18 protein-coding genes are annotated in these 18,297 nt (G+C 73.8%); 7 read left to right on the top strand and 11 right to left on the bottom strand.

The genetic code is table 11. The features are described 5' to 3' along the window. Positions 1–9 precede the first annotated feature (9 nt). From AB0G11_RS46850 to AB0G11_RS46840, 3 genes are all read right to left on the bottom strand, one after another. Entirely contained in the window at positions 10–1,185 is a 1,176-nt protein-coding gene (locus tag AB0G11_RS46850; RefSeq protein ID WP_357593598.1) for a nucleotide disphospho-sugar-binding domain-containing protein, read from the bottom strand. Then, positions 1,182–1,418, bottom strand: coding sequence for a phosphopantetheine-binding protein (locus AB0G11_RS46845; RefSeq protein ID WP_219514328.1), 237 nt, complete (start codon positions 1,416–1,418; stop codon positions 1,182–1,184). Before AB0G11_RS46845 ends, AB0G11_RS46850 begins: the two co-directional genes overlap by 4 nt. 533 nt (positions 1,419–1,951) lie before the next feature. Continuing rightward, positions 1,952–2,935, bottom strand: coding sequence for an NAD-dependent epimerase/dehydratase family protein (locus AB0G11_RS46840; protein ID WP_219514326.1), 984 nt, complete (start codon positions 2,933–2,935; stop codon positions 1,952–1,954). Positions 2,936–3,054: 119 nt separating this feature from the next. Here AB0G11_RS46840 and AB0G11_RS46835 point away from each other — a divergent pair, with 119 nt between their 5' ends. After that, a complete protein-coding gene (locus AB0G11_RS46835; protein WP_357593597.1) occupies positions 3,055–4,668 on the top strand; it encodes a sulfatase in 1,614 nt (537 codons plus the stop codon). Positions 4,669–4,693: 25 nt separating this feature from the next. Here the strand turns inward: AB0G11_RS46835 and AB0G11_RS46830 are convergent, their stop codons facing one another. Together AB0G11_RS46830 and AB0G11_RS46825 are read right to left on the bottom strand one after the other, a co-directional pair. Beyond that, the gene (locus AB0G11_RS46830) at positions 4,694–6,079 is read right to left on the bottom strand and encodes a GAF domain-containing SpoIIE family protein phosphatase (RefSeq protein WP_357593595.1); all 1,386 of its coding nucleotides are present in this window, start codon (positions 6,077–6,079) and stop codon (positions 4,694–4,696) included. Positions 6,080–6,146: 67 nt separating this feature from the next. Beyond that, positions 6,147–7,130 carry an MBL fold metallo-hydrolase gene (locus AB0G11_RS46825; protein ID WP_219514301.1) on the bottom strand — a complete coding sequence of 328 codons (984 nt, stop codon included), beginning with the start codon at positions 7,128–7,130 and terminating at the stop codon, positions 6,147–6,149. Positions 7,131–7,183: 53 nt separating this feature from the next. Between AB0G11_RS46825 and AB0G11_RS46820 the strand changes: the two genes are divergently transcribed. Next, positions 7,184–7,837, top strand: a complete 654-nt coding sequence (locus AB0G11_RS46820; RefSeq protein WP_219514290.1) for a TetR/AcrR family transcriptional regulator — start codon at positions 7,184–7,186, stop codon at positions 7,835–7,837. Positions 7,838–7,854: 17 nt separating this feature from the next. Here the strand turns inward: AB0G11_RS46820 and AB0G11_RS46815 are convergent, their stop codons facing one another. From AB0G11_RS46815 to AB0G11_RS46795, 5 genes are all read right to left on the bottom strand, one after another. Further along, positions 7,855–8,559: an energy-coupling factor transporter transmembrane component T gene (locus AB0G11_RS46815; RefSeq protein WP_357593593.1), complete on the bottom strand. Its 705-nt coding sequence runs from the start codon at positions 8,557–8,559 to the stop codon at positions 7,855–7,857. Beyond that, on the bottom strand, positions 8,556–9,977 hold the full coding sequence (locus tag AB0G11_RS46810; protein WP_357593592.1) for an ABC transporter ATP-binding protein: 1,422 nt from the start codon (positions 9,975–9,977) through the stop codon (positions 8,556–8,558). Before AB0G11_RS46810 ends, AB0G11_RS46815 begins: the two co-directional genes overlap by 4 nt. Continuing rightward, positions 9,974–10,588: an ECF transporter S component gene (locus tag AB0G11_RS46805; RefSeq protein ID WP_219514285.1), complete on the bottom strand. Its 615-nt coding sequence runs from the start codon at positions 10,586–10,588 to the stop codon at positions 9,974–9,976. Before AB0G11_RS46805 ends, AB0G11_RS46810 begins: the two co-directional genes overlap by 4 nt. Positions 10,589–10,647: 59 nt before the next feature. Beyond that, positions 10,648–11,226 (bottom strand): TetR/AcrR family transcriptional regulator, encoded by a 579-nt coding sequence (locus tag AB0G11_RS46800; RefSeq protein WP_357593590.1) that lies wholly within the window; start codon positions 11,224–11,226, stop codon positions 10,648–10,650. Between the two features lie 80 nt (positions 11,227–11,306). Continuing rightward, entirely contained in the window at positions 11,307–11,852 is a 546-nt protein-coding gene (locus AB0G11_RS46795; RefSeq protein WP_219514282.1) for a GNAT family protein, read from the bottom strand. A gap of 55 nt (positions 11,853–11,907) precedes the next feature. On the opposite strand from AB0G11_RS46795, the gene AB0G11_RS46790 reads away from it, so the two are divergent. Then, positions 11,908–12,522, top strand: coding sequence for a TetR family transcriptional regulator C-terminal domain-containing protein (locus AB0G11_RS46790; protein ID WP_219514276.1), 615 nt, complete (start codon positions 11,908–11,910; stop codon positions 12,520–12,522). On the opposite strand, the gene AB0G11_RS46785 is transcribed toward AB0G11_RS46790, so the two are convergent. Beyond that, the gene (locus AB0G11_RS46785; protein WP_357593588.1) at positions 12,511–13,158 is read right to left on the bottom strand and encodes a GntR family transcriptional regulator; all 648 of its coding nucleotides are present in this window, start codon (positions 13,156–13,158) and stop codon (positions 12,511–12,513) included. The two genes, AB0G11_RS46790 and AB0G11_RS46785, sit on opposite strands and share 12 nt — an antisense overlap. Before the next feature lie 125 nt (positions 13,159–13,283). Between AB0G11_RS46785 and AB0G11_RS46780 the strand changes: the two genes are divergently transcribed. The 4 genes from AB0G11_RS46780 to AB0G11_RS46765 are packed head-to-tail and all read left to right on the top strand — an operon-like array spanning position 13,284 to position 18,257. Then, a complete protein-coding gene (locus AB0G11_RS46780; RefSeq protein ID WP_357593586.1) occupies positions 13,284–15,248 on the top strand; it encodes a beta-galactosidase in 1,965 nt (654 codons plus the stop codon). Beyond that, positions 15,245–16,570 (top strand): aminomethyl-transferring glycine dehydrogenase subunit GcvPA, encoded by a 1,326-nt coding sequence (gcvPA, locus tag AB0G11_RS46775; protein WP_219514270.1) that lies wholly within the window; start codon positions 15,245–15,247, stop codon positions 16,568–16,570. Before AB0G11_RS46780 ends, gcvPA begins: the two co-directional genes overlap by 4 nt. Then, on the top strand, positions 16,567–18,108 hold the full coding sequence (gene gcvPB, locus AB0G11_RS46770; protein WP_219514268.1) for an aminomethyl-transferring glycine dehydrogenase subunit GcvPB: 1,542 nt from the start codon (positions 16,567–16,569) through the stop codon (positions 18,106–18,108). The genes gcvPA and gcvPB overlap by 4 nt, the downstream gene beginning before the upstream one ends. Next, positions 18,105–18,257: a hypothetical protein gene (locus AB0G11_RS46765; protein ID WP_357593584.1), complete on the top strand. Its 153-nt coding sequence runs from the start codon at positions 18,105–18,107 to the stop codon at positions 18,255–18,257. Before gcvPB ends, AB0G11_RS46765 begins: the two co-directional genes overlap by 4 nt. Positions 18,258–18,297: the final 40 nt, after the last annotated feature.

Here is an 18,297-nt window from a genome sequence, read left to right as displayed (position 1 = left end):
GTCAACTCCTCAGCTTTCCAGCAGCTCTTCCACGGCCTGTGCGGCGGCCCGCAGCCCCGGCTGGGCGGACTGCTCGTACGGGGCCACCCGGGCGGCGTAACCGTCGTCGGCCAGCGCCGCGCGCAGCAGGGGAACGATCTCGCCCGTGGTCCACCGCCGCTCGGGCAGCCAGGACCCGAGCCCCAGCCTGGCCAGGCGCATGCCGTTGTCGGAACGGTCGAAACCGTGCGCCAGCAGCACCTGCGGCACCCCGGCCGCCACCGCCCTGACGACGGTGCCGATGCCGCCGTGGTGCAGCACCGCCCTGGCACGTGCCATCACCCGGTGGAAGGGCAGGTGCGGGAACCACGCGACGTCCTCGGGCAGCCGGTCGGGCACCAGGTCCCGATGCCGCGCCACCACCAGGGCCGGCACCCCCGCCTCGGCGCACGCCGCCACGGCTGCCGGGTAGAACCGCTCGTGGATCATGCGTCCCGTCCCGCCCGTCACGATCACCGCACCCCGCTCCAGCAGGCGCTCCGCCTCCGGCGGCACGGGGCCGGCGAACGTGTCGTCGCCGTAGGGCGCCCCGGTCAGCCGCGCCCGCGCCGGCGCCGCGATCCCGGCCCGGTCGAACCAGTCCGGCCACAGCCCCAGATGCAGCCCGGCCGAGGTGAACCAGGCGCCCCAGTCGCCCACCGGGCCCAGCCCCAGCGTGGCCCGGACGGTGTCGAGCCGGTCGGCCATCGTCTCCCGGTACATGTGCACGGCGGGCCGCTCGGACATGTACTGCACCGGCGTCACCGCCACCCACGCGACCGGCACGCCCAGCGCCTCACCGGCGAACAGCGTGGAGACCGCCGTCGTGTGCCGCCCCACGAACACCGTCTCCCCCGGCACGTGCCTGGCCTTGAGCACCTCGCACTCGTACGCGATCTGGTCGAACAGCCCGATCGCGTCGTAGAAGCGCCGCCACCGGTCCATCCCGGCGCCCAGCAGCATCGGCGTGTCCGCCAGGTAGCGCTCGTAGTCGCGCTCGGTGTCGATGGCCGTGAACTCCAGCCCGGCCCGCCGGGCCACCGCCTCGAACGGCGCATGAGTGAGAAGCTCCACCCGGTGCCCGCGCTCGCGCAGCACCCGCCCCAGGCCCACGAACGGCAGCACGTCGCCGTGCGTGCCGTGGGTGACCAGGACGACGCCGGTCAAGAGTGCTCCCCGATGGCCCGCGCCGCCTCGGCGACCGTCAGCCCCTCGACGAAGAGCACCTCCACCGGCAGCTCGACCCGGAACTCGCTCTCCACCATCGCCAGGAACTGGACCATCGCCAGCGACTGGCCGCCCAGCTCGAAGAAGTCCTGGTCAGGGGAGGTGACCTCGACCCCGAGGATCTCCGACCACAGCCGCATGACCTCCGTTTCGAGCACGCCGGACATCGCCATATCAATTCTCCTCGTTGCGCGGAATGGACGCCCGTCACCAAGCGAGAGAAGGACCTTGCGCCTCCAGTGGCGCTCATCGCCTGCGAAGGGGTTTCGACGACCTGGGCGCCTGACCGATCAGGGCCCCATCCAAGATCATGGGATCGCTCCCAAAACGGAACGCTAGGGTCGCCTCAGCGGGCGAGTCAACCTTTTCACCCCCAATTGCGCCACTGTCAGGACGGGGGTTGGGAGCGCTCCCACACCCTTACGGGCACGAACCGGTCATCCAGGCCGATCCCTTTCCGCCCTCCCCCACGCCCGCCCGAAAGCGCGCCTCCGGGAGGCGCGCCTACGTACAGAGGCGTCCCTCCCGAACGCGAGCACGCCTTCCCGCCGGGGATGCCCTTCCCGTACGCGCGCCCTCCCCTCGGGGCGTCCCTCCCGGACGCGAGCGCGCCTCCCCGCCCGGGGTGCTTCCCCCATGCGCGAACGCGCCCTTCCCACGGGCGCGTCCCTCCCGTACGGGGTGCTCCCCTGGCCGGGGGAGCAGGTCAGGGGGTGGCGGCGGCCAGGGCGGCGTCGTCGGCGGCGGCTTCTTCCGGGGTCCAGGGGTTCGGGGACGGGTGGGCGAGGTGCCAGCGGACGGACTCGGCGACGCGCGTGGCGGGGTCGGCGGCGGACCAGCCGAGCAGGGCGGCGGCCCGGTGGGAGGAGACGAGGGCGTGCTGGGCCGGGGCGCCGGCGAGTGCCAGGGCGGGCGGCAGGGCGTGGTCGGGGACGCGGACGAGCTCGGCGGAGGAGCCGGCCGCGTCAAGGATCTGCCGGAACCAGCCGCCGAAGGTGAGCGTGCGCGATTCGCCGATGGTGAGGGCCTGCCCGTCGGCGGCCCGGCTGTCGAGGGCGGCGAGGACGGCGGAGGCGAGGTCGTCGACGTGCAGCCGGGTCCAGAGGAGGTTGGCGGCGCCGACGGGGATGCGGTCGCGGCCGGCGCGGACGCGGCGCAGGATGACGTCCTCGCGGCGTTGCGCGTCGTGCGGCCCGTAGATCATGGGCAGCCTGAGGACGACGGCGCCGCGCGGCAGCCAGCGTTCCTCGACGTCGAGCTTGTCGTAGTCGTCGGGGACGCCGGGCAGCCCGGCGCCTCGGTAGGGGTAGCGTTCGCGGCGCAGCTCGGAGTCCTCGTCGATGGGCATCGCGGCGAGCTCGCGGCCGGTGTTGAGCCCGGTGAACGCCTGGTAGACGTCGACGCTGGACAGCACCACGGCGGGCACGTCGGGCAGGACGGGCAGCACGGCGTCCACGTCGGCGGCGGTCAGCGCGTAGGAGTCGACGATCGCCTCGGGGTCGAAGTCGCGCACGGCGCCGGCGTGGCGGGCCAGGTCGTGGCGGTCGGTGAGCAGGTGGGTGACGCCGGGCAGGTCGGGCAGCGGCGTGTTGCCGCGGTGGACGGCGAGGACGTCGTCGCCGCGCGCGGACAGCCGTTCGGTGATCCGCCTGCCGGTGAACCTGGTGCCGCCGAGGATCAGGACTCTCATGCGTCCCAGCCTGCCACGGTTCCCAGAAACCCCTGAGGGGCTTTCTGGCGCGAGGACGTCAAATGCGTGATTAGTGTGCTTACACCCCGAATGCACCGACAGTAAAGAGCCCCCTGATCATGCGAATCCCCAGCAAACGCCTCGCCGCCGCGGCCGCCGCCGTCGCGCTGGCGCTCTCCGGCACAGCGCCGGCGAGCGCCCAAGAGACCGCCGCCCAAGGGAGTGCACAAGCGGAGCGGCCCAAGCAGCCGAACATCGTGTTCTTCCTCGTCGACGACATGTCGGCCGACCTGCTGAACTACATGGACACGGTCAAGAGCCTCGCCACGGACGGCACGACGTTCAGCAACTACTACGTGTCCAACTCGCTGTGCTGCCCGTCGCGCGCCTCGACGTTCACCGGCGAGTTCCCGCACAACACCGGCGTGCAGACGAACCAGGGCGCCGACCGGGGCGGCCACGCGGCGTTCGCCAAGCACGAGGGCCGCACGTACGCGACCGAGCTCCGCAAGGCGGGCTACCGCACCGGCTACCTGGGCAAGTACATCAACGAGTATCCGGCCGAAGCCGGCTACCAGGTGCCGCCGGGCTGGGCCGAGTGGCACGTGTCCGCGGGCGGCGGCTACAACGAGTTCCGCTACCGGCTCACCGGCTACATCGAGGAGGAGACTCCGGGGCGCAAGCCGATCGTCTCCGGAGGCGACTACCTGGTGGACGTGCTGGGCCGGCGCGCGGTCAAGTTCCTGGAGCGCTCGCGCGAGCACGCGCCGGGCAAGCCGTTCTTCCTCCAGGTCGCGCCGTTCTCCCCGCACTCAAGGGTCAACGTCAAGCCGGGCCAGAAGGAGCCCCGCTTCCCGCCCGCGTACCGGGACCGGCCGAAGAAGCAGTGGCCGGCCGGGCAGTTCCCGAACGGCGACTGCGGCGGCGTCGACTGCGACACCGTGGACGTCACCTCGCTGCCCGCCTTCGACGAGGACACCTCGGACAAGCCGGCCTGGGTGCGCCGGCAGCCCATCGGCCCCAAGCTCACCAAGGAGCTGCGCACGGACTTCCGTGACCGCGTCCGCATGGTGCAGGCGGTCGACGACATGGTGGAACGCGTCCTGTCGGCGCTCACGCCCGCCGAGCGGCGCAACACCTACGTGGTGTTCACCTCCGACAACGGCTTCCACCTGGGCCAGCACCGGCTGGTGCGCGGCAAGTCCACGGCCTACGACCATGACGTACGGGTGCCGCTGCTGGTCAAGCGCCCGGCCGCCGGGCGGCACGGCGACCTGGTCACCGGCGCGATCGCACAGAACGTGGACCTGTTCGCGACCTTCCTCGACATCGCCGGGGTTGACCCGGCGCGGCGTGACAGCCGTGACGGCCGCAGCCTCCTGCCGCTCATCTCCGGGCACCGGCCGAAGGAGTGGCGCGACGCCGCCCTGATCGAGCACGTCAGGCCGGACCCGGCCGCGGAGGGCAGGCCCGACCCGGACGCCGACGACCTCAAGCGCGGCAACGGCGGGCCGCCCGACTACGCCGCCGTGCGGACGGCCGACGAGCTCTACGTCGAGTACCGGGGCGTGGCCGAGCCCGAGTACTACAACACCGCCGCCGACCCCCACCAGGAGCACAACGACCCCGGCAACGCGCGCACTGCCGGCCTGGCCGAGGCGCTCGACCGGCTGAGGGACTGCGGCCGCCCGGGGAAGACCGACTGCTGGACGGCGGCGCGTACCGGCTCCTGAGCACCGGCGTGCGGGGGCTGCGGGCTCAGGCGCCGCCGCAGAGCGTGGCCGGTTCGGCGAGGCGGAGGGCGAGCAGGGCGACGTCGTCGGTGAAGTCATCGGTGAAGTCACCGGTGAACTCGCCGTCCCGGTGGCCCAGCAGCCCTTCGCACATCTCGTCGACCGGCAGGTGGCGCAGCTCGGTGGCGGCCCTGGCCAGGCTGTCCATGCCCTCGTCCAGCCCGTGCCCCGGGTTCTCGATCAGCCCGTCCGTGTAGAGGATGAGGGTGGACCCGGTGGGGATGACGTGCTCGTGGTCCGGGCGCGGCAGCTCGGCGGTGACGCCGAGCGGATGGCCGCCGTCGGCGCGCAGGTAGCGGGCCGGTCCGGCGGCCGGGACCAGCAGCGGAGGCGGGTGCCCGGCGCTGCTCCAGCGCAGCCGCCACTCGCTGCCGCCGTGCTCCTCCAGGCGGCCCAGCAGGACGGTGGCCATCGGGCCGCCGTGCAGGCCGTGCAGCACCTCGTCCAGGCGTTGCAGGATGCGGGAGGGCGGCTCGCACTGCTCGTAGGCGAGCACCCGCAGCATGTTGCTGACCCGGCTCATCACGGTGGCCGAGCGCATGTCGTGGCCCATCACGTCACCGACGATCAGGCACGGCACGCCGTCGGGCAGCACGAGCGCGTCGTACCAGTCGCCGCCGATCTGCGGGACCGTCTTGGAGGGACGGTAACGGGCGCACGCCTGCATGCCGGGCAGCTCGGGCAGCCGTGGGAGCAGGCTGCGCTGGAACTCCTCGGTGCTGCGCCGGATCCGCGCGTACAGGCGGGCGTTCTCGATGGCGACGCCTGCCGCGCTGGCCAGCGCCGCGATGATCCGCTCGTCGTCGCCGGTGAACGGCGTCCCGGACCGCTTGTCGGCGAAGTACATGTTGCCGTACGCGGTGCCGCGCACCAGGATCGGGGTCCCGAGCAGCGTCCGCATCACCGGGTGCCCCTCGGGGAACTCGCGGAACTTGGGATGGGCCGTCACGTCGTCCACGCGCAGCGGGCGCGGATGGCTGATGAGCTCCTCCAGCAGGCCGTGCGTGGTCGGCAGCCGGCCGATGGCCTCGTGCACCTCGTCGGGGACGCCGCTGGTGAACAGGTCGCTGAACTCGCCCTCCTCGTTCAGCACCCCGAGGGCGCCGTAGCGGGCGTCGACCAGGTCGGCCGAGACCTCGACGATGGTGCGCAGCGCCGCGTCGAGCTCCAGCTCGGAGCTGATCGCCAGGACCGCCGCGAGCAGGCGCGCGAACCGCTCGTTCAGCTCCCCGACCTGCCCGAGCCCGGCCCGCCCGAGCCCGGCCTGGCCGAGCCCGGCCCGCCCGTGGCCCGCATCCGGCCGCCGCCCGTGGTCGCCCTCGGACGCGCCGTCGCCGCGCTGTTCGCCCACCTCACCCCCCGAGATGCCCCCAGCCTGCTCATGCCCCGCCGCGGTCCGCGCGACACGCACCGTGAGGTCACCCGGTGTGCACGCGGTAGGTGACGAGGACGTTGAGGCGGTGCAGCTCGCGCACCGCGTGGAGGAAGCGCGGACGGGCGATCTCCTGCGGCAGCTCGTACGCGGCCAGGCCGTCGAGGAGCGAGCCGGGCAGGCCGCGCTCGAACGGGTCCGTGCACGCGGCGTAGGTCTCCTCCAGCGTCAGCCCGGCGCGGACGGCCTCCGCCACCTCGCTCTCCAGCCGTTCCAGGTACGTGATCAGCTCGGCGAGGGCGACCGGGGCGCTGCCGACGGGTCCGTGGCCGGGGACGATCCGCTCCAGGCCGGGCAGCGCGTCCCGCATCCGGCGCACCGCCGCCAGGTAGGGTCCCGGGCCGCCCTGCAGCAGCATGGCGATGCCGCCGATGGCCACGAAGTTGCCGGTCCACGCGGCGCGGGCGGACGGCACGTGGACCACGGTGTCGCCGGGTCCGTTGCCCTGCCCGAACCAGTGCAGCCCGACCACCTGGCCGCCGAGGTCGATCTCGCAGGAGGAGTCGAAGACGAGATCGGGCCCGCGCCACGTGGTGACCTCGTCGAGCAGCGCGTCGTCGCCGTACATGCTCTCGGCGCGCATGGCCTTCTCCCTGCCGAGGTCGGTCATGGCGTCGCGGTTCGCCCGGTGGGACACGATGGTGACGTCAGCCGGGAAGGCGGCGTTCCCGAACGTGTGGTCGCCGTGGTAGGTCGTGTTGACCAGGTAGCGCACGGGAGCCGGGGTCAGGCCGGCGGCGAGGCGCTGGATCTTGCGGGCGATCCCCGGCGTGATGCCGGAGTCGATCACCAGGGCGGCGTCCGTGCCGGCGATGACGCCGCTGTTGTCCTTGGGCGGCAGGTTGGCCATCAGCGCGTGCACGCCGGGGGCGAGCTCGCGCGGGACGAAGTCGAGCCCTGCGGGCGTCAGATTGGGTCCCTGGAATCCGGGCGGCCGTTCGGCGATCTCGCGGTCGAAGGTGACGTTCATGTCCACCGAAACTAAGCGAACGTTCGATTATTTGCAAGCGGTAGGGTGGGCGCATGAATCGGCCAGCACCCCGCCGGCGTCCCGGCCGCCCCGCCAAGGCCGACGCCGGCGACACCAAGGCGGAGCTGCTGCGCGCCGCGCTCACCCTGTTCGCCCGGCACGGCTACGCGGGCACCTCCGTACGCGCCATCGCCCGCGAGGTCGGGCTGAGCGAGAGCGTGCTGTACGCGCACTTCCCCGGCAAGCAGGCGATCTTCGAAGCCGCCCTGGCGCTCGGCGGGCCGCACATCACGGTCGCCGCCATCGCCGGGCTCGACGCCACGCCCGCAGGCTCCCCCGCCGCCTACGTGCGCGACCTGGCCGCCGCCGTCCTCGACGCCTGGGACACCCCCGAGGGGCGCCGGCTCGCCAGCCTCGCCGCCCGCGACGGGCTCATGCACGACCCCGCGCTCGCCGACGCCATCGACGCCTCCCTGGAGCACCTGGCCGGGGTGTTCCGGCGCTGGCTGGACGACGGGCTGATCCGCGACGACCTGGGCGACGCGGACGACCTCGCGTACGCGTTGCTCTCGCCCATCGCGCACGCCCGCGTGCTGTGGCTGCACGACGACGCCACCCCCGCCCAGCGCGACAAGGCCCGCGAGCGCGCCCTGCGCCACGCCGACCTGTTCGCCCGGGCCGTCACGCCGCCGGCGGCGCACGGCTGACGGCCGACCGGCGGCGTTCAGCGTACGAAGAGGGCCCCCACGGCGTGGGGCACGGCGGCGAGGGCGACGCCGGCGAGCAGCACCGCGGTGTCGGCCCGGGTCCACGGCGCGGGCTCGGCCCAGCTGCGGGTGCGGGCGCGGGCGAACCCCCGGGCGTCCATGGCCACGGCCAGGCCGGTGGCGTCGCGCAGGGTGGCGACGAGGAGCGCGAACGTGATCGACGCCGCGTACCGCGCACGCGAGACGGGCCCCCGGCCGGGCCCGGAACCGCGAGCCCGCCTCGCCCGGGCCAGCTCGTGCCAGGTCCGGCCGAGCTGGTCGAAGCGGTGCAGCGCGGCGGCGAGCGACACCGCGAACCGGTGCGGCAGCCGCAGGCGCTGGCCGAGCTGCCCGGCCAGCGCCGCCGGGTCGACCAGGGGCGCCACGGCCGCTCCGGGAAGCGCGAGCACGACGATGCGGAGCCCGGCCACGACGGCGGCCTCCAGGTGCCGGCCGCCGAGGAGCCAGCTGGAGTACGCGACCGAGAGGGCCCCGGCGGCCACGGCGGCGAACCGGGCGGGCGGACCGGAGCGCGCCGGGAGCAGGATCACGCCGGCGACCAGGTAGCAGCCGAGGGTGATCACCGCGCCGGTGAGGTCCCGGATGCCCAGGGACGCGACGAGGGCCAGCAGGCTGACGGCGATGAGCACCAGCGGGTTGACGCGCGCCAGGACGCCGGTCACCGGGCCCGCCCCGGGTCGAGGGCGTGCCGGTGGTCGGCGAGCCCGATCAGGTGCGGGTCGTGGGTGGAGACCGCTACGGTGGCGCCGCTGCGGGCGCTCGCGCGCACCCACCCGGCGACGGCGGCCCAGGTGTGGCGGTCCTGCCCGACGGTGGGCTCGTCGAGCAGGACGAGCGGGGGCCGGTGCGCGAGGGCTGCGGCGAGGGCGAGCCGCCGCTGCTCGCCGCCGGAGAGCCGGTACGGGCTCGCGTCGGCGAGCGCGGTGAGGCCGAGCAGGTCCATGATCGCCTCCGGGTCGACCGGGATGCCGAGCCGCGTGCCGGTGTGCGCGATCTCGGCCCGGACGGTGGCGGCGAGGAACCCGTGCTCGGGGTGCTGCGGCACCCACCCGGCGAGGCGGGCGAGCGCGGCCGACCGCAGCCGGTGCGGTGGCGCGGGCAGCCCGGTGATCTCGCCCCGGGCGGGGCGGACGAGGCCGGCCAGCGCCGCGACGAGCGTGGACTTGCCCGCACCCGACGGGCCCGTGAGCACGGTGGTCCGGCCCGGGGGGAGGGTGGCCGTGACGGCGTCGAGCGCCGTCACGGTGACGGTCGCGCGCAGGCGGCGGACGGTGAGGTCGACGCCGAGCTCCCGCGCGCGCACCGTCGGCCCCGGCCCGCCGGGCGCGACCAGGGCGTCCGCGACCGGCTGCGGCCGGGGCGGCGGCAGGTCCGGCATCCAGATCCCGGTGTGCGCGAGCGGTCCGGTCAGGTCGCGGAAGGCGGCCGGGCTTACGGCGTGCGTGATCTCGCCGGCCCGGCCGAGGACGACGATCCGGTCGAGGTGGGGCAGCCAGGGTCCGATGTGGTGGTCGGCGACCACGAGCGAGACGTCGCTGCCGGCCAGGCTGTGCGCCACCGCGGCCCGCACGGCCGCGGCTCCGGCGGGGTCGAGCATCGAGGTGGGCTCGTCGAGCAGCATGAGGCCCGGCCGCAGCGCCAGCACGCCGGCGAGGGCGAGCCGTTGCAGTTCGCCGCCGGACAGGGCGGAGGTCGGCCGGTCCACCGGGTAGGTGAGGCCGACCCGTTCGAGGCTGTCGTGCACGCGCCGCCAGATCTCGTCCCGGGGCATCCGCGCGTTCTCGGGGCCGAAGGCGACGTCCCGCCCGATGCGGTCGGCGACGACCGCCGCGCCGGGATGCTGCAGCACCAGGCCGATGCCGCCGTCGACCAGCACCTCTCCGCTCCGCCTGCCGGGCACGGCCTCGCCGAGCACGCCGGCGAGCGCGTGGATGACGGTCGTCTTCCCCGCGCCGCTCGGGCCGACGAGGCCGACGCGTTCCCCGGCCCCGATGTCGAGGTCGAGTCCCTCGACGACCGGCGCGGGCCGGCCGAGCGGCCACCAGCCGAAGCCGCGCAGCCGGGCGCGTGCCCGGGTCATCGCAGGCGCGCCGCGGCGCGATCGTGGTGCTCCCGCCCCGGTCCGAAGGCGTCCAGCGCCCCGGTCCGCGCCAGCGAGCGCACCACCGCCCAGCCGCCGAGCCCGGCGACCAGGGCTCCCGAGACGCCGAAGAAGCCCAGGTGGGCGAGCCTGTAGCCGAGCGCCCATTCGGGGTAGTACACCGCCCACTCGTACAGGGCCTCACCGGCGGCCGCGACCGTGCCGGCGAGCATCGCCACCACGGGCCCGAAGCGCCGGTAGAGGAACAGGGCGAGCACGAGCTCCGCGCCCGCGCCCTGGATGGCGCCGGAGATCACGTTGGTGAACCCCCATCCGTTGCCGAGCAACGCCTCCACCGAGGAGGCCACCACCTCGGTCAGCAGCGCCGCCCCCGGCTTGCGGACGATCAGCCCGCCGAGCAGGCCGCCGAGCAGCCAGGCGCCGCCGAAGATCCCTTTGCTCGGCGGGAACGCGAACGCCGCGGCGCCGCTCAGCACGTGATAGAGCTGGTCCCAGCCCCAGAACACGACGCCGACCGCGACACCGAGCATCACGACCGTGACCAGGTCGATCGTGCGATACCGCAGCCGAGCCACCGGGTTGTCCAACATTGCGGGCACCTTCCTCCGCCGGGCGCCTTCCATCGCCGGCGCCGGCGTTCCTTGCGCGATCAGTGGGGGTCGAGCCCGAGCAGCCGCAGTGCGGCGGCGGCCTGCTCGCGGGCGCGGCTCTCGGTGGGGGCCGGGAGCAGGCCGAGCAGGCGCCGGCGGTGCGGCTCCCCGAGCAGCAGCGCGAACAGGGCCTCCGCGAGCGCCGGGTCCGGCTCGGGCAGCCGGGTGAGCAGCGCCGCGACGTACTCGTCCGGGCCCTCGCGGTAGAACCTGGCCGCGAGGCCCGGGAACGCGCCAGCCTCGGCGATCATGAGCCGGTGCAGCCCGACGGCCTCGTCGGAATGCAGCGTGAACACGATCCGGGTGGCGAGCCGCGCCAGCGTCTCGTCCTCGCCCGCGACGGGCTCCAGCGTGCGCCGGCGCAGCCGCTCCACGGCGGCGGCGAAGATCTCGGGCTTGTCGCCGACGTAGGAGTAGACGGTGCGCTTGGTCACCTTCGCGGCGGCCACCAGCCTGTCGATGGACATGCCCTGGTAGCCGTCGGCGACGAACAGCCGCACGGCGGCGTCCAGGATCTCGTCGCGGCGCCGTTCCCGCTCGTCCGCGGTGGGCCGGCCCCGCTTGCGCTCCACGACCACCGTGCCCTCCTTCGTCAGCCTGTAATGAAACGGTACGGGTGTCATTATGGGGCAGCCGTGACCGGCCGCCGCCGCGGGGGTCAGGGGGCGGGCCACTCGCCGGCGAGGATCGACCAGACCTCGCTGTCGTGCCGCACCCCGCGATACGGGTAGCGTCCGCGCAGCACGCCGTCGCGGGTCATGCCGAGCCTGCGCGCCGCCGCGATGCTGCGCGCGTTGCCGGGCGAGACCCACCACTCCACCCGGCTCATCCCGCGCCGCGTGAACGCCCAGTCGATGAGCGCGCGGCAGGCCCGGTTGACCAGGCCTCGGCCCGTGCCGGCCGCCTCCAGCCAGCAGCCGATCTCGCACACCCCGGAGGCGGCGTCGAAGCTGGTGAACATGACGCCGCCGACCAGGGTGCCGTCGAGCCAGATGCCGTAGATGCGGCCGCTGTCCTGGGCCTGCCTGTCGGCGTAGCGCTGCAGGACGGCCGTGGCGGAGGCGAGGTCGGTGCTCTGCGACGCCCACGGGATCCACGGATCCACGTCGGGGCGCGCCCGGTCGATGTGGGCCAGGAACTCCTCGGCGTTCCAGGGCTCCAGGGGGCGGAGCTGGGCGTCGTCGGCGAGCGGCAGTGCGAACACGGGCAACCTCGATCTCGGGGGTACGTAACGAGCGTTCGGTATGTAAGCTAGCACCATGCCGCCCGCACCCGGAGACCGCGATGCCCGCCGCGAGGACGTCTCGCAGGCCGTCTGGCGCATCCTGGCCGATCACGGGTTCGGCGGGCTGACCCTGCGGGCCGTCGCCGCCGAGATGGGGGTGTCGACGGGGATGCTCATGCACTACTTCCCCACCAAGCGGGCCCTGGTCGGGCACGCCCTGCACCTGCTCGAACAGCACACCTCCGCGCGCCCGCGCCGCCCGCGTCCGGCCGAGGGCGCCGCCGCGCTGCGGGCCGTGCTGCTGGACGTCCTGCCGCTCACGCCCGACGACGCCGCCCGCAACCGCGTCTGGGTCAGCTCCTGGGACCTGGCCCTGGCCGACGACGGGCTGCGCGCCGACCAGGCCGGCCGCTACGTCCGCATGCGCGCGGCGATCCGCCCGCACCTGGAGGCCGCGCGCCGTCTCGGCGAGCTGCCCCCGGAGGCCGACCTCGACCGGCTGGCGGCCACGGCGGTCGCGTTCGTCCACGGCTTGGTCGTGCAGGCCCTCTTCGACGCCGAGCGCTTCCCGCCCGACACGCAGACCGCCATGCTCGACGACTTCCTCGCGTCCCTGCTGTCCGAAACTCCCGGCGGGTCAGCCGGCTGAGGGGATGCGGGCCACCATGCGCTCCATCCCGTTGACCCAGTTGTCCCGCAGTGCCTGGGCGGCCTGACCGTGGTCGCCGGCCAGCAGCAGCTCGGCCACCCGGCGGTGCTCGGCGGCCTCGCGCTCCAGGGGCGTCTCGTCACCGGCCAGCACGTGGGCGTAGCGCCGCAGCCCGGCCTTGACGCTGGTGATGAGGTCGAGCAGGCGTTCGTTGCGGCAGCCGCTGAGCAGCAGGTCGTGCCACTCGTCGTCGTGACGCTCTATGACCTGCTGCTCGGCCACCCGGTCGGGGAACTCACGGGCCAGCCTGAGCAGCTCGGGCGCGACGCGGCGCAGGTGGGCCGGGTCTGACGAGTCGAGGGCCAGCACCTCCAGGGCGGCGAGGATCTCGCACAGCTCCCGGAACTCCTTGCGGCTGACCGGCGCGAAGCGGAAGCCGCGGCCCTGGTTGCTCTCCAGGACTCCCTCGCCGGCGAGGGTGATGAGGGCCTCGCGGAGCGGGGTGCGGCTCACTCCCAGCTCGCCGGCCAGAGCGGCCTCGTTGATGTCGGTGCCGGCGACGAAGTCGCCGCGGTCGATCCTGGCAAGCAGCTCTTCCCTGATCTGCTCGCGCAGCGGTCGCCGCTCGATGGGCATGGCGCTCCTTCGGGGATTAGTGGCGAGGCCGATTCTACCTCTTGACGTGATACAAAATGCTGCACTATGAATTCTGAATACAAAATATCACATGGCTTTGGAACGACCCAGGAAGGAGGCCGGGAGTGGGGCTGACCCGAGTGCCGGGGCTGCTGTTCGGCGGCGACTACAACCCTGAGCAGTGGCCGGAGGAGGTCTGGGCCGAGGACGTGCGGCTCATGGCCGAGGCCGGGGTCAACATGGCGACCGTCGCCGTGTTCTCCTGGTCACGCCTGGAGCCGAGCCGGGGATCGTACGACTTCGGCTGGCTGGACCGGGTGCTCGGCCTGCTGCACGAGCACGGCGTGGCCGCCGACCTGGCGACCGCCACCGCGACCCCGCCGCCGTGGCTGGTGCGCGAGCACCCCGAGGTCATGCCCGTCGACGCGCGGGGCGTGCGGCTGGAGTTCGGCTCCCGCCAGGGCTACTGCCCCAGCTCGCCGGTCTTCCGCGAGCACGCCGTACGGCTGGCGGCGGCGATGGCGGAGCGCTACGGCGACCACCCGGCGCTGGCGATGTGGCACGTCGGCAACGAGTACGCCGACCACACGCTCGAATGCTTCTGCCCCGAGTCCGCCCGCCACTTCCGCGCCTGGCTGCGCGAGCGCTACGGCGACGTCGGCGCGCTCAACGCGGCCTGGGGCACCTCCTGCTGGGGCCAGCACTACACCGCGATCGACCAGGTGGAGCCGCCGCGCCAGGCGCCCGGCCCGGTCAACCCGGCCCAGCTGCTCGACTGGCGGCGGTTCTGCAGCGACGCGCTGCTGGAGCTGTTCACGGCGGAGCGCGACGTGCTGCGCGAGCGCACCCCCGGCGTCCCCGTCACCACGAACTTCATGAGCATCCTGCACGGCCTCGACTACTGGAAGTGGGCCGAGGCCGAGGACCTGGTGAGCGACGACGCCTACCCCGACCCGGCCGACCCGGACTCGCACGTGGCGGTGGCGCTCAGCTACGACCTGATGCGCTCGCTCAAGGGCCGGCCGTGGCTGCTGCTGGAGTCGGCCCCGTCGGCGGTGTCCTGGCGCGAGGTGAACGTCCCCAAACCGCCCGGCATGATGCGGCTGCACAGCCTTCAGGCGGTCGCGCACGGCGGCGACGGCGTGATGTTCTTCCAGTGGCGCCAGGCCCGCTACGGCCCGGAGAAGTTCCACTCGGCCCTCCTCCCCCACGGCGGCACCGGCACCCGGGGCTGGCGCGACACGCTGGCGCTCGGCGCCGACCTGCGGCGGCTGGCCGAGGTCGCGGGCACCGGCACGCCCGCCGAGGTGGCGCTCGTGCTCGGCTGGGACAGCTGGTGGGGCCTGGAGGCGCCGGAGTCGATGCCGTCGTCCCGGCTCAGGCTCAAGGAGCTGCTGCTGTCGTGGTACCGGCCGCTGCACGCCCGGGGCGTCGCCGTGGACCTGGTGCCGCCGGGCCGCGACCTGTCGGGCTACCGCGCCGTCATCGTGCCGAACCTCTACCTGTGCACGGACGAGCAGGCCAAGGCGCTCGCGACGGTCACCGGCGAGCTGGTCGTGGGCCCGTTCAGCGGCGTGGTCGACGAGGCCGACCAGGTGCACCCCGGCGGCCCTCCCGGCCCGCTGCGCGACCTGCTCGGCGTGGACGTCGAGGAGTTCTGGCCGCTGCCCGACGGCGTCACCCAGCGGGTGCGCCACGCGGACGGCGGCACGGGCCAGGCCCGCACCTGGGCGGAGTGGCTGCGCCCGCACGACGGCGCCGAGGTCCTGGCCCGCTACGAGGGCGGCGACCTGGACGGGCTGCCCGCCGTCGTCAGGAAGGGCTCGGTCACGTACGTGAGCTGCCTGCTCGACGACGTCACGCCGGTGCTCGGCCGCGTCCTGCCGGGCGTGGCGTCGATCGACGTGCCGCCGGGCGTCGAGGCCGTCCGGCGCGAACGCCACCTGTTCCTGCTCAACCACACGATCACCCCGCGACGGGTCACGCTGCCGGAGCCCGGCACGGACCTGCTCACCCGGACCCGCATGCGCGGCGAGATCGAGCTCGCGCCGCGCGACGCCGTAGTGCTCAGGATCGAAGGAGACACGTGACGCACCCGTACATCCCGAACGCCGAACCCGGCGTGCGGGCCGAGATGCTCGCCGCGATCGGCGCGGCGAGCGTCGAGGAGTTCTACGCCGACATCCCCGCCGAGCTGCGCCTGAACCGGCCGCTCGACCTGCCCGCGCCGTTCGTCGCCGAGCAGGACCTGGTCCGTCACATGGAGGGCCTGCTCGGCCGCGACACCGGGACGGACCGGGCGCTGAGCTTCCTCGGCCACGGCTGCTACCCGCACTACGTGCCCGCGGTGTGCGACGAGGTCAACTCCAGGAGCGAGTTCCTGACCGCGTACGCGGGCGAGCCGTACGAGGACCACGGCCGCTTCCAGGCGCTGTTCGAGTACGTCAGCATGATGGGCGAGCTGCTGGAGATGGACGTCGTCAACGTCCCGACCTACGACGGCTTCCAGGCGGCGGGCACCGCGCTGCGCATGGCCTGCCGCTACACCGGGCGGTCGAAGGTGCTGGTCAGCGCCGCGATCACCGCCGACAAGCTGAGCAAACTGCGTGACTTCCTCGCCCCGGACGTCGAGGTGACGCTCGCCCCGGTCGGCCGCGACGGCGAGATCGCGGTGCCCGGCCTCGACGGCTCGTACGCGGCGATCTACCTGGAGACGCCGAACGTCTACGGCGTCGTCGAGACGCGCGGGCGCGAGCTCGCCGACCTGGCGCACGCCCACGGCGCGCTGCTCGTGGTGGGCGCCGACCCGATCTCGCTCGGCGTGCTGGCGCCGCCCGCCTCGTACGGGGCCGACATCGTCTGCGGCGACATCCAGTCGCTGGGCATCCACCAGAACTACGGCGGCGGCCACGCCGGCTACATCGCCACCCACGACCACGAGCCGCTGGTGGCGGAGTTCCCGTCGCGGCTGTTCGGCATCGCGCCGACCAAGGTGCCGGGCGAGTACGGGTTCGGCGACGTCTTCTACGACCGCACCTCCTTCGCCCACCGCGAGGACGGCAAGGAGTGGGTGGGCACCGCCGCCGCGCTCTGGGGCATCACGGCCGGCGTCTACCTGGCGCTGATGGGCCCGCAGGGCATGCGGGAGGTCGGCGAGACCGTCCTGGCCCGCACCCGCTACGCCATGGACGCGCTGGCCCGGCACGTCACCGTGCTGCACCCCGGGGCCGTCCACTTCCGCGAGTTCGCCGTCGAGGTGCCCTCCAGCGCGGCCCTGCTCGCCGGGCTGCGCGAGCGCGGCATCTACGGCGGCGTCCCGCTCGACGGCACCACCGTCCTGGTCTGCGTGACCGAACGCCACTCCATCGCCGACATCGACCGGCTCGCCGCAGCCGTACAGGAGACGCTGTGAACCCCGCGGAGTCCTTCGCCAAGCTCCCCGTCGCCCCCAAGCCGCCGCTGCGCCGCTTCCACCAGGCACGATGGGACGAGCCGATCATCTTCGAGCTGTCCTCGCCGGGCCGCCGCGGCGTCGCCGTGCCCGAGCCGGGCGCCCCGGCCGTCGAGCTGCCCGACGCGGTGCGCCGGGCGGCGCCGCCGAAGCTGCCCGAGATGTCGCAGCTGCACGTGCTGCGCCACTACCTGCGGCTGTCGCAGGAGAACCTGGGCGTGGACCTCAACATCGACGTCGGCCAGGGCACCTGCACGATGAAGTACAGCCCGAAGGTCAACGACCGCTTCGCCGGGATGGTGGCGGAGCTGCACCCGCTGCAGCCCGAGGAGACCGTGCAGGGCGTGCTGGAGCTCTACTGGCGGCTGGAGCGGATGCTGGCGGAGATCTCCGGGATGGCCCGGGTCTCGCTGCAGCCGGGGTCGGGGTCGGCCGCCATCTACGCCAACATCGCGATGATCCGCGCCTACCACGCCTCGCGCGGCGAGAGCCACCGCGACCAGGTCATCACCACGATGTTCTCGCACCCGTCGAACGCGGCCTGCGCCAAGACCGCCGGGTACGAGGTGATCACGCTGATGCCGGACGCCGAGGGGCTGCCGGACATCGAGGCACTGCGCGCGGCCGTCGGCCCGCGCACCGCCGCCCTGATGATCACGAACCCGGAGGACACGGGCATCTTCAACCCGCGCATCCAGGAGTTCGTCGGCCTGGTGCACGAGGCGGGCGGGCTGGCCTGCTACGACCAGGCGAACGCCAACGGCATCCTGGGCATCACCCGGGCCCGTGACGCCGGGTTCGACCTGTGCCACTTCAACCTGCACAAGACGTTCTCCACGCCGCACGCGTGCGGCGGGCCGGCGGCGGGGGCGTGCGGCGTCTCCGAGGAGCTGGCGCCGTTCCTGCCCGGCCCGGTCGTCGGCTTCGACGGCGAGACGTACCGGCTGGAGACGCCGGCCGCGTCGATCGGGAAGGTGCGGCCGTTCCTGGGCGTCACCCCGAACATTGTCCGCGCGTACGCGTGGATCATGGCGCTGGGCGCCGAGGGGCTGCGGCAGGTGGCCGAGACGGCGGTGCTCAACAACAACTACCTCATGCACCGCATCCTCGACATTCCCGGCGCTTCGGCGCCCTGGGGGCGGCGGCGGGTCGAGCAGGTGCGCTACTCGTGGCAGGAGCTCACCGAGGAGACCGGGGTGCACTCCGAGGAGATCGGCGTGCGGGCCGCCGACTTCGGCGTGCACTACTGGACGAGCCACCACCCGTACGTGGTGCCCGAGCCGTTCACGCTGGAGCCGACCGAGTCGTACTCCAAGGAGGACCTCGACGAGTACGCGGCCATCCTGGCGCACGTGGCGTCCGAGGCCCGCAGCGACCCGGCCTTCGTCAAGGAGGCCCCGTACAACCAGACCGTCCACAAGATCGACATGACGTCGCTCGACGACCCCGCGGAGTGGGCGCCCACCTGGCGCGCCTACGTGCGCAAGCACCTGGCATGACCGGGCAGCCGGCGATCGGGCTGGTCGTCAACCCGGTCGCCGGGCTGGGCGGCGCGGCCGGGCTCAAGGGCAGCGACGGCGCCGCGGCGCAGCGCGCGGCCCTGGCCAGGGGCGCGGTGCCCAGGGCGGCCGAGCGGGCGGCGCGGTGATCACGGTGCTGCAGCAGACCGGCAAGCTCCAGCTCGCCGT

Source organism: Nonomuraea sp. NPDC023979, assembly GCF_040639085.1.
Lineage (GTDB): Bacteria > Actinomycetota > Actinomycetes > Streptosporangiales > Streptosporangiaceae > Nonomuraea > Nonomuraea ceibae.
Note: the sequence above shows the minus strand (reverse complement) of the source record. Positions and strands in the feature narration are given on the sequence as shown.

Bases quoted from the DNA above. Each gene is read 5' to 3' on its own strand.
- AB0G11_RS46845 (WP_219514328.1), bottom strand. From the start codon at position 1,418: ATGGCGATGTCCGGCGTGCTCGAAACGGAGGTCATGCGGCTGTGGTCG.
- AB0G11_RS46840 (WP_219514326.1), bottom strand. From the start codon at position 2,935: ATGAGAGTCCTGATCCTCGGCGGCACCAGGTTCACCGGCAGGCGGATC.
- AB0G11_RS46835 (WP_357593597.1), top strand. From the start codon at position 3,055: ATGCGAATCCCCAGCAAACGCCTCGCCGCCGCGGCCGCCGCCGTCGCG.
- AB0G11_RS46825 (WP_219514301.1), bottom strand. From the start codon at position 7,130: ATGAACGTCACCTTCGACCGCGAGATCGCCGAACGGCCGCCCGGATTC.
- AB0G11_RS46820 (WP_219514290.1), top strand. From the start codon at position 7,184: ATGAATCGGCCAGCACCCCGCCGGCGTCCCGGCCGCCCCGCCAAGGCC.
- AB0G11_RS46810 (WP_357593592.1), bottom strand. From the start codon at position 9,977: ATGACCCGGGCACGCGCCCGGCTGCGCGGCTTCGGCTGGTGGCCGCTC.
- AB0G11_RS46805 (WP_219514285.1), bottom strand. From the start codon at position 10,588: ATGTTGGACAACCCGGTGGCTCGGCTGCGGTATCGCACGATCGACCTG.
- AB0G11_RS46790 (WP_219514276.1), top strand. From the start codon at position 11,908: ATGCCGCCCGCACCCGGAGACCGCGATGCCCGCCGCGAGGACGTCTCG.
- AB0G11_RS46785 (WP_357593588.1), bottom strand. From the start codon at position 13,158: ATGCCCATCGAGCGGCGACCGCTGCGCGAGCAGATCAGGGAAGAGCTG.
- AB0G11_RS46765 (WP_357593584.1), top strand. From the start codon at position 18,105: ATGACCGGGCAGCCGGCGATCGGGCTGGTCGTCAACCCGGTCGCCGGG.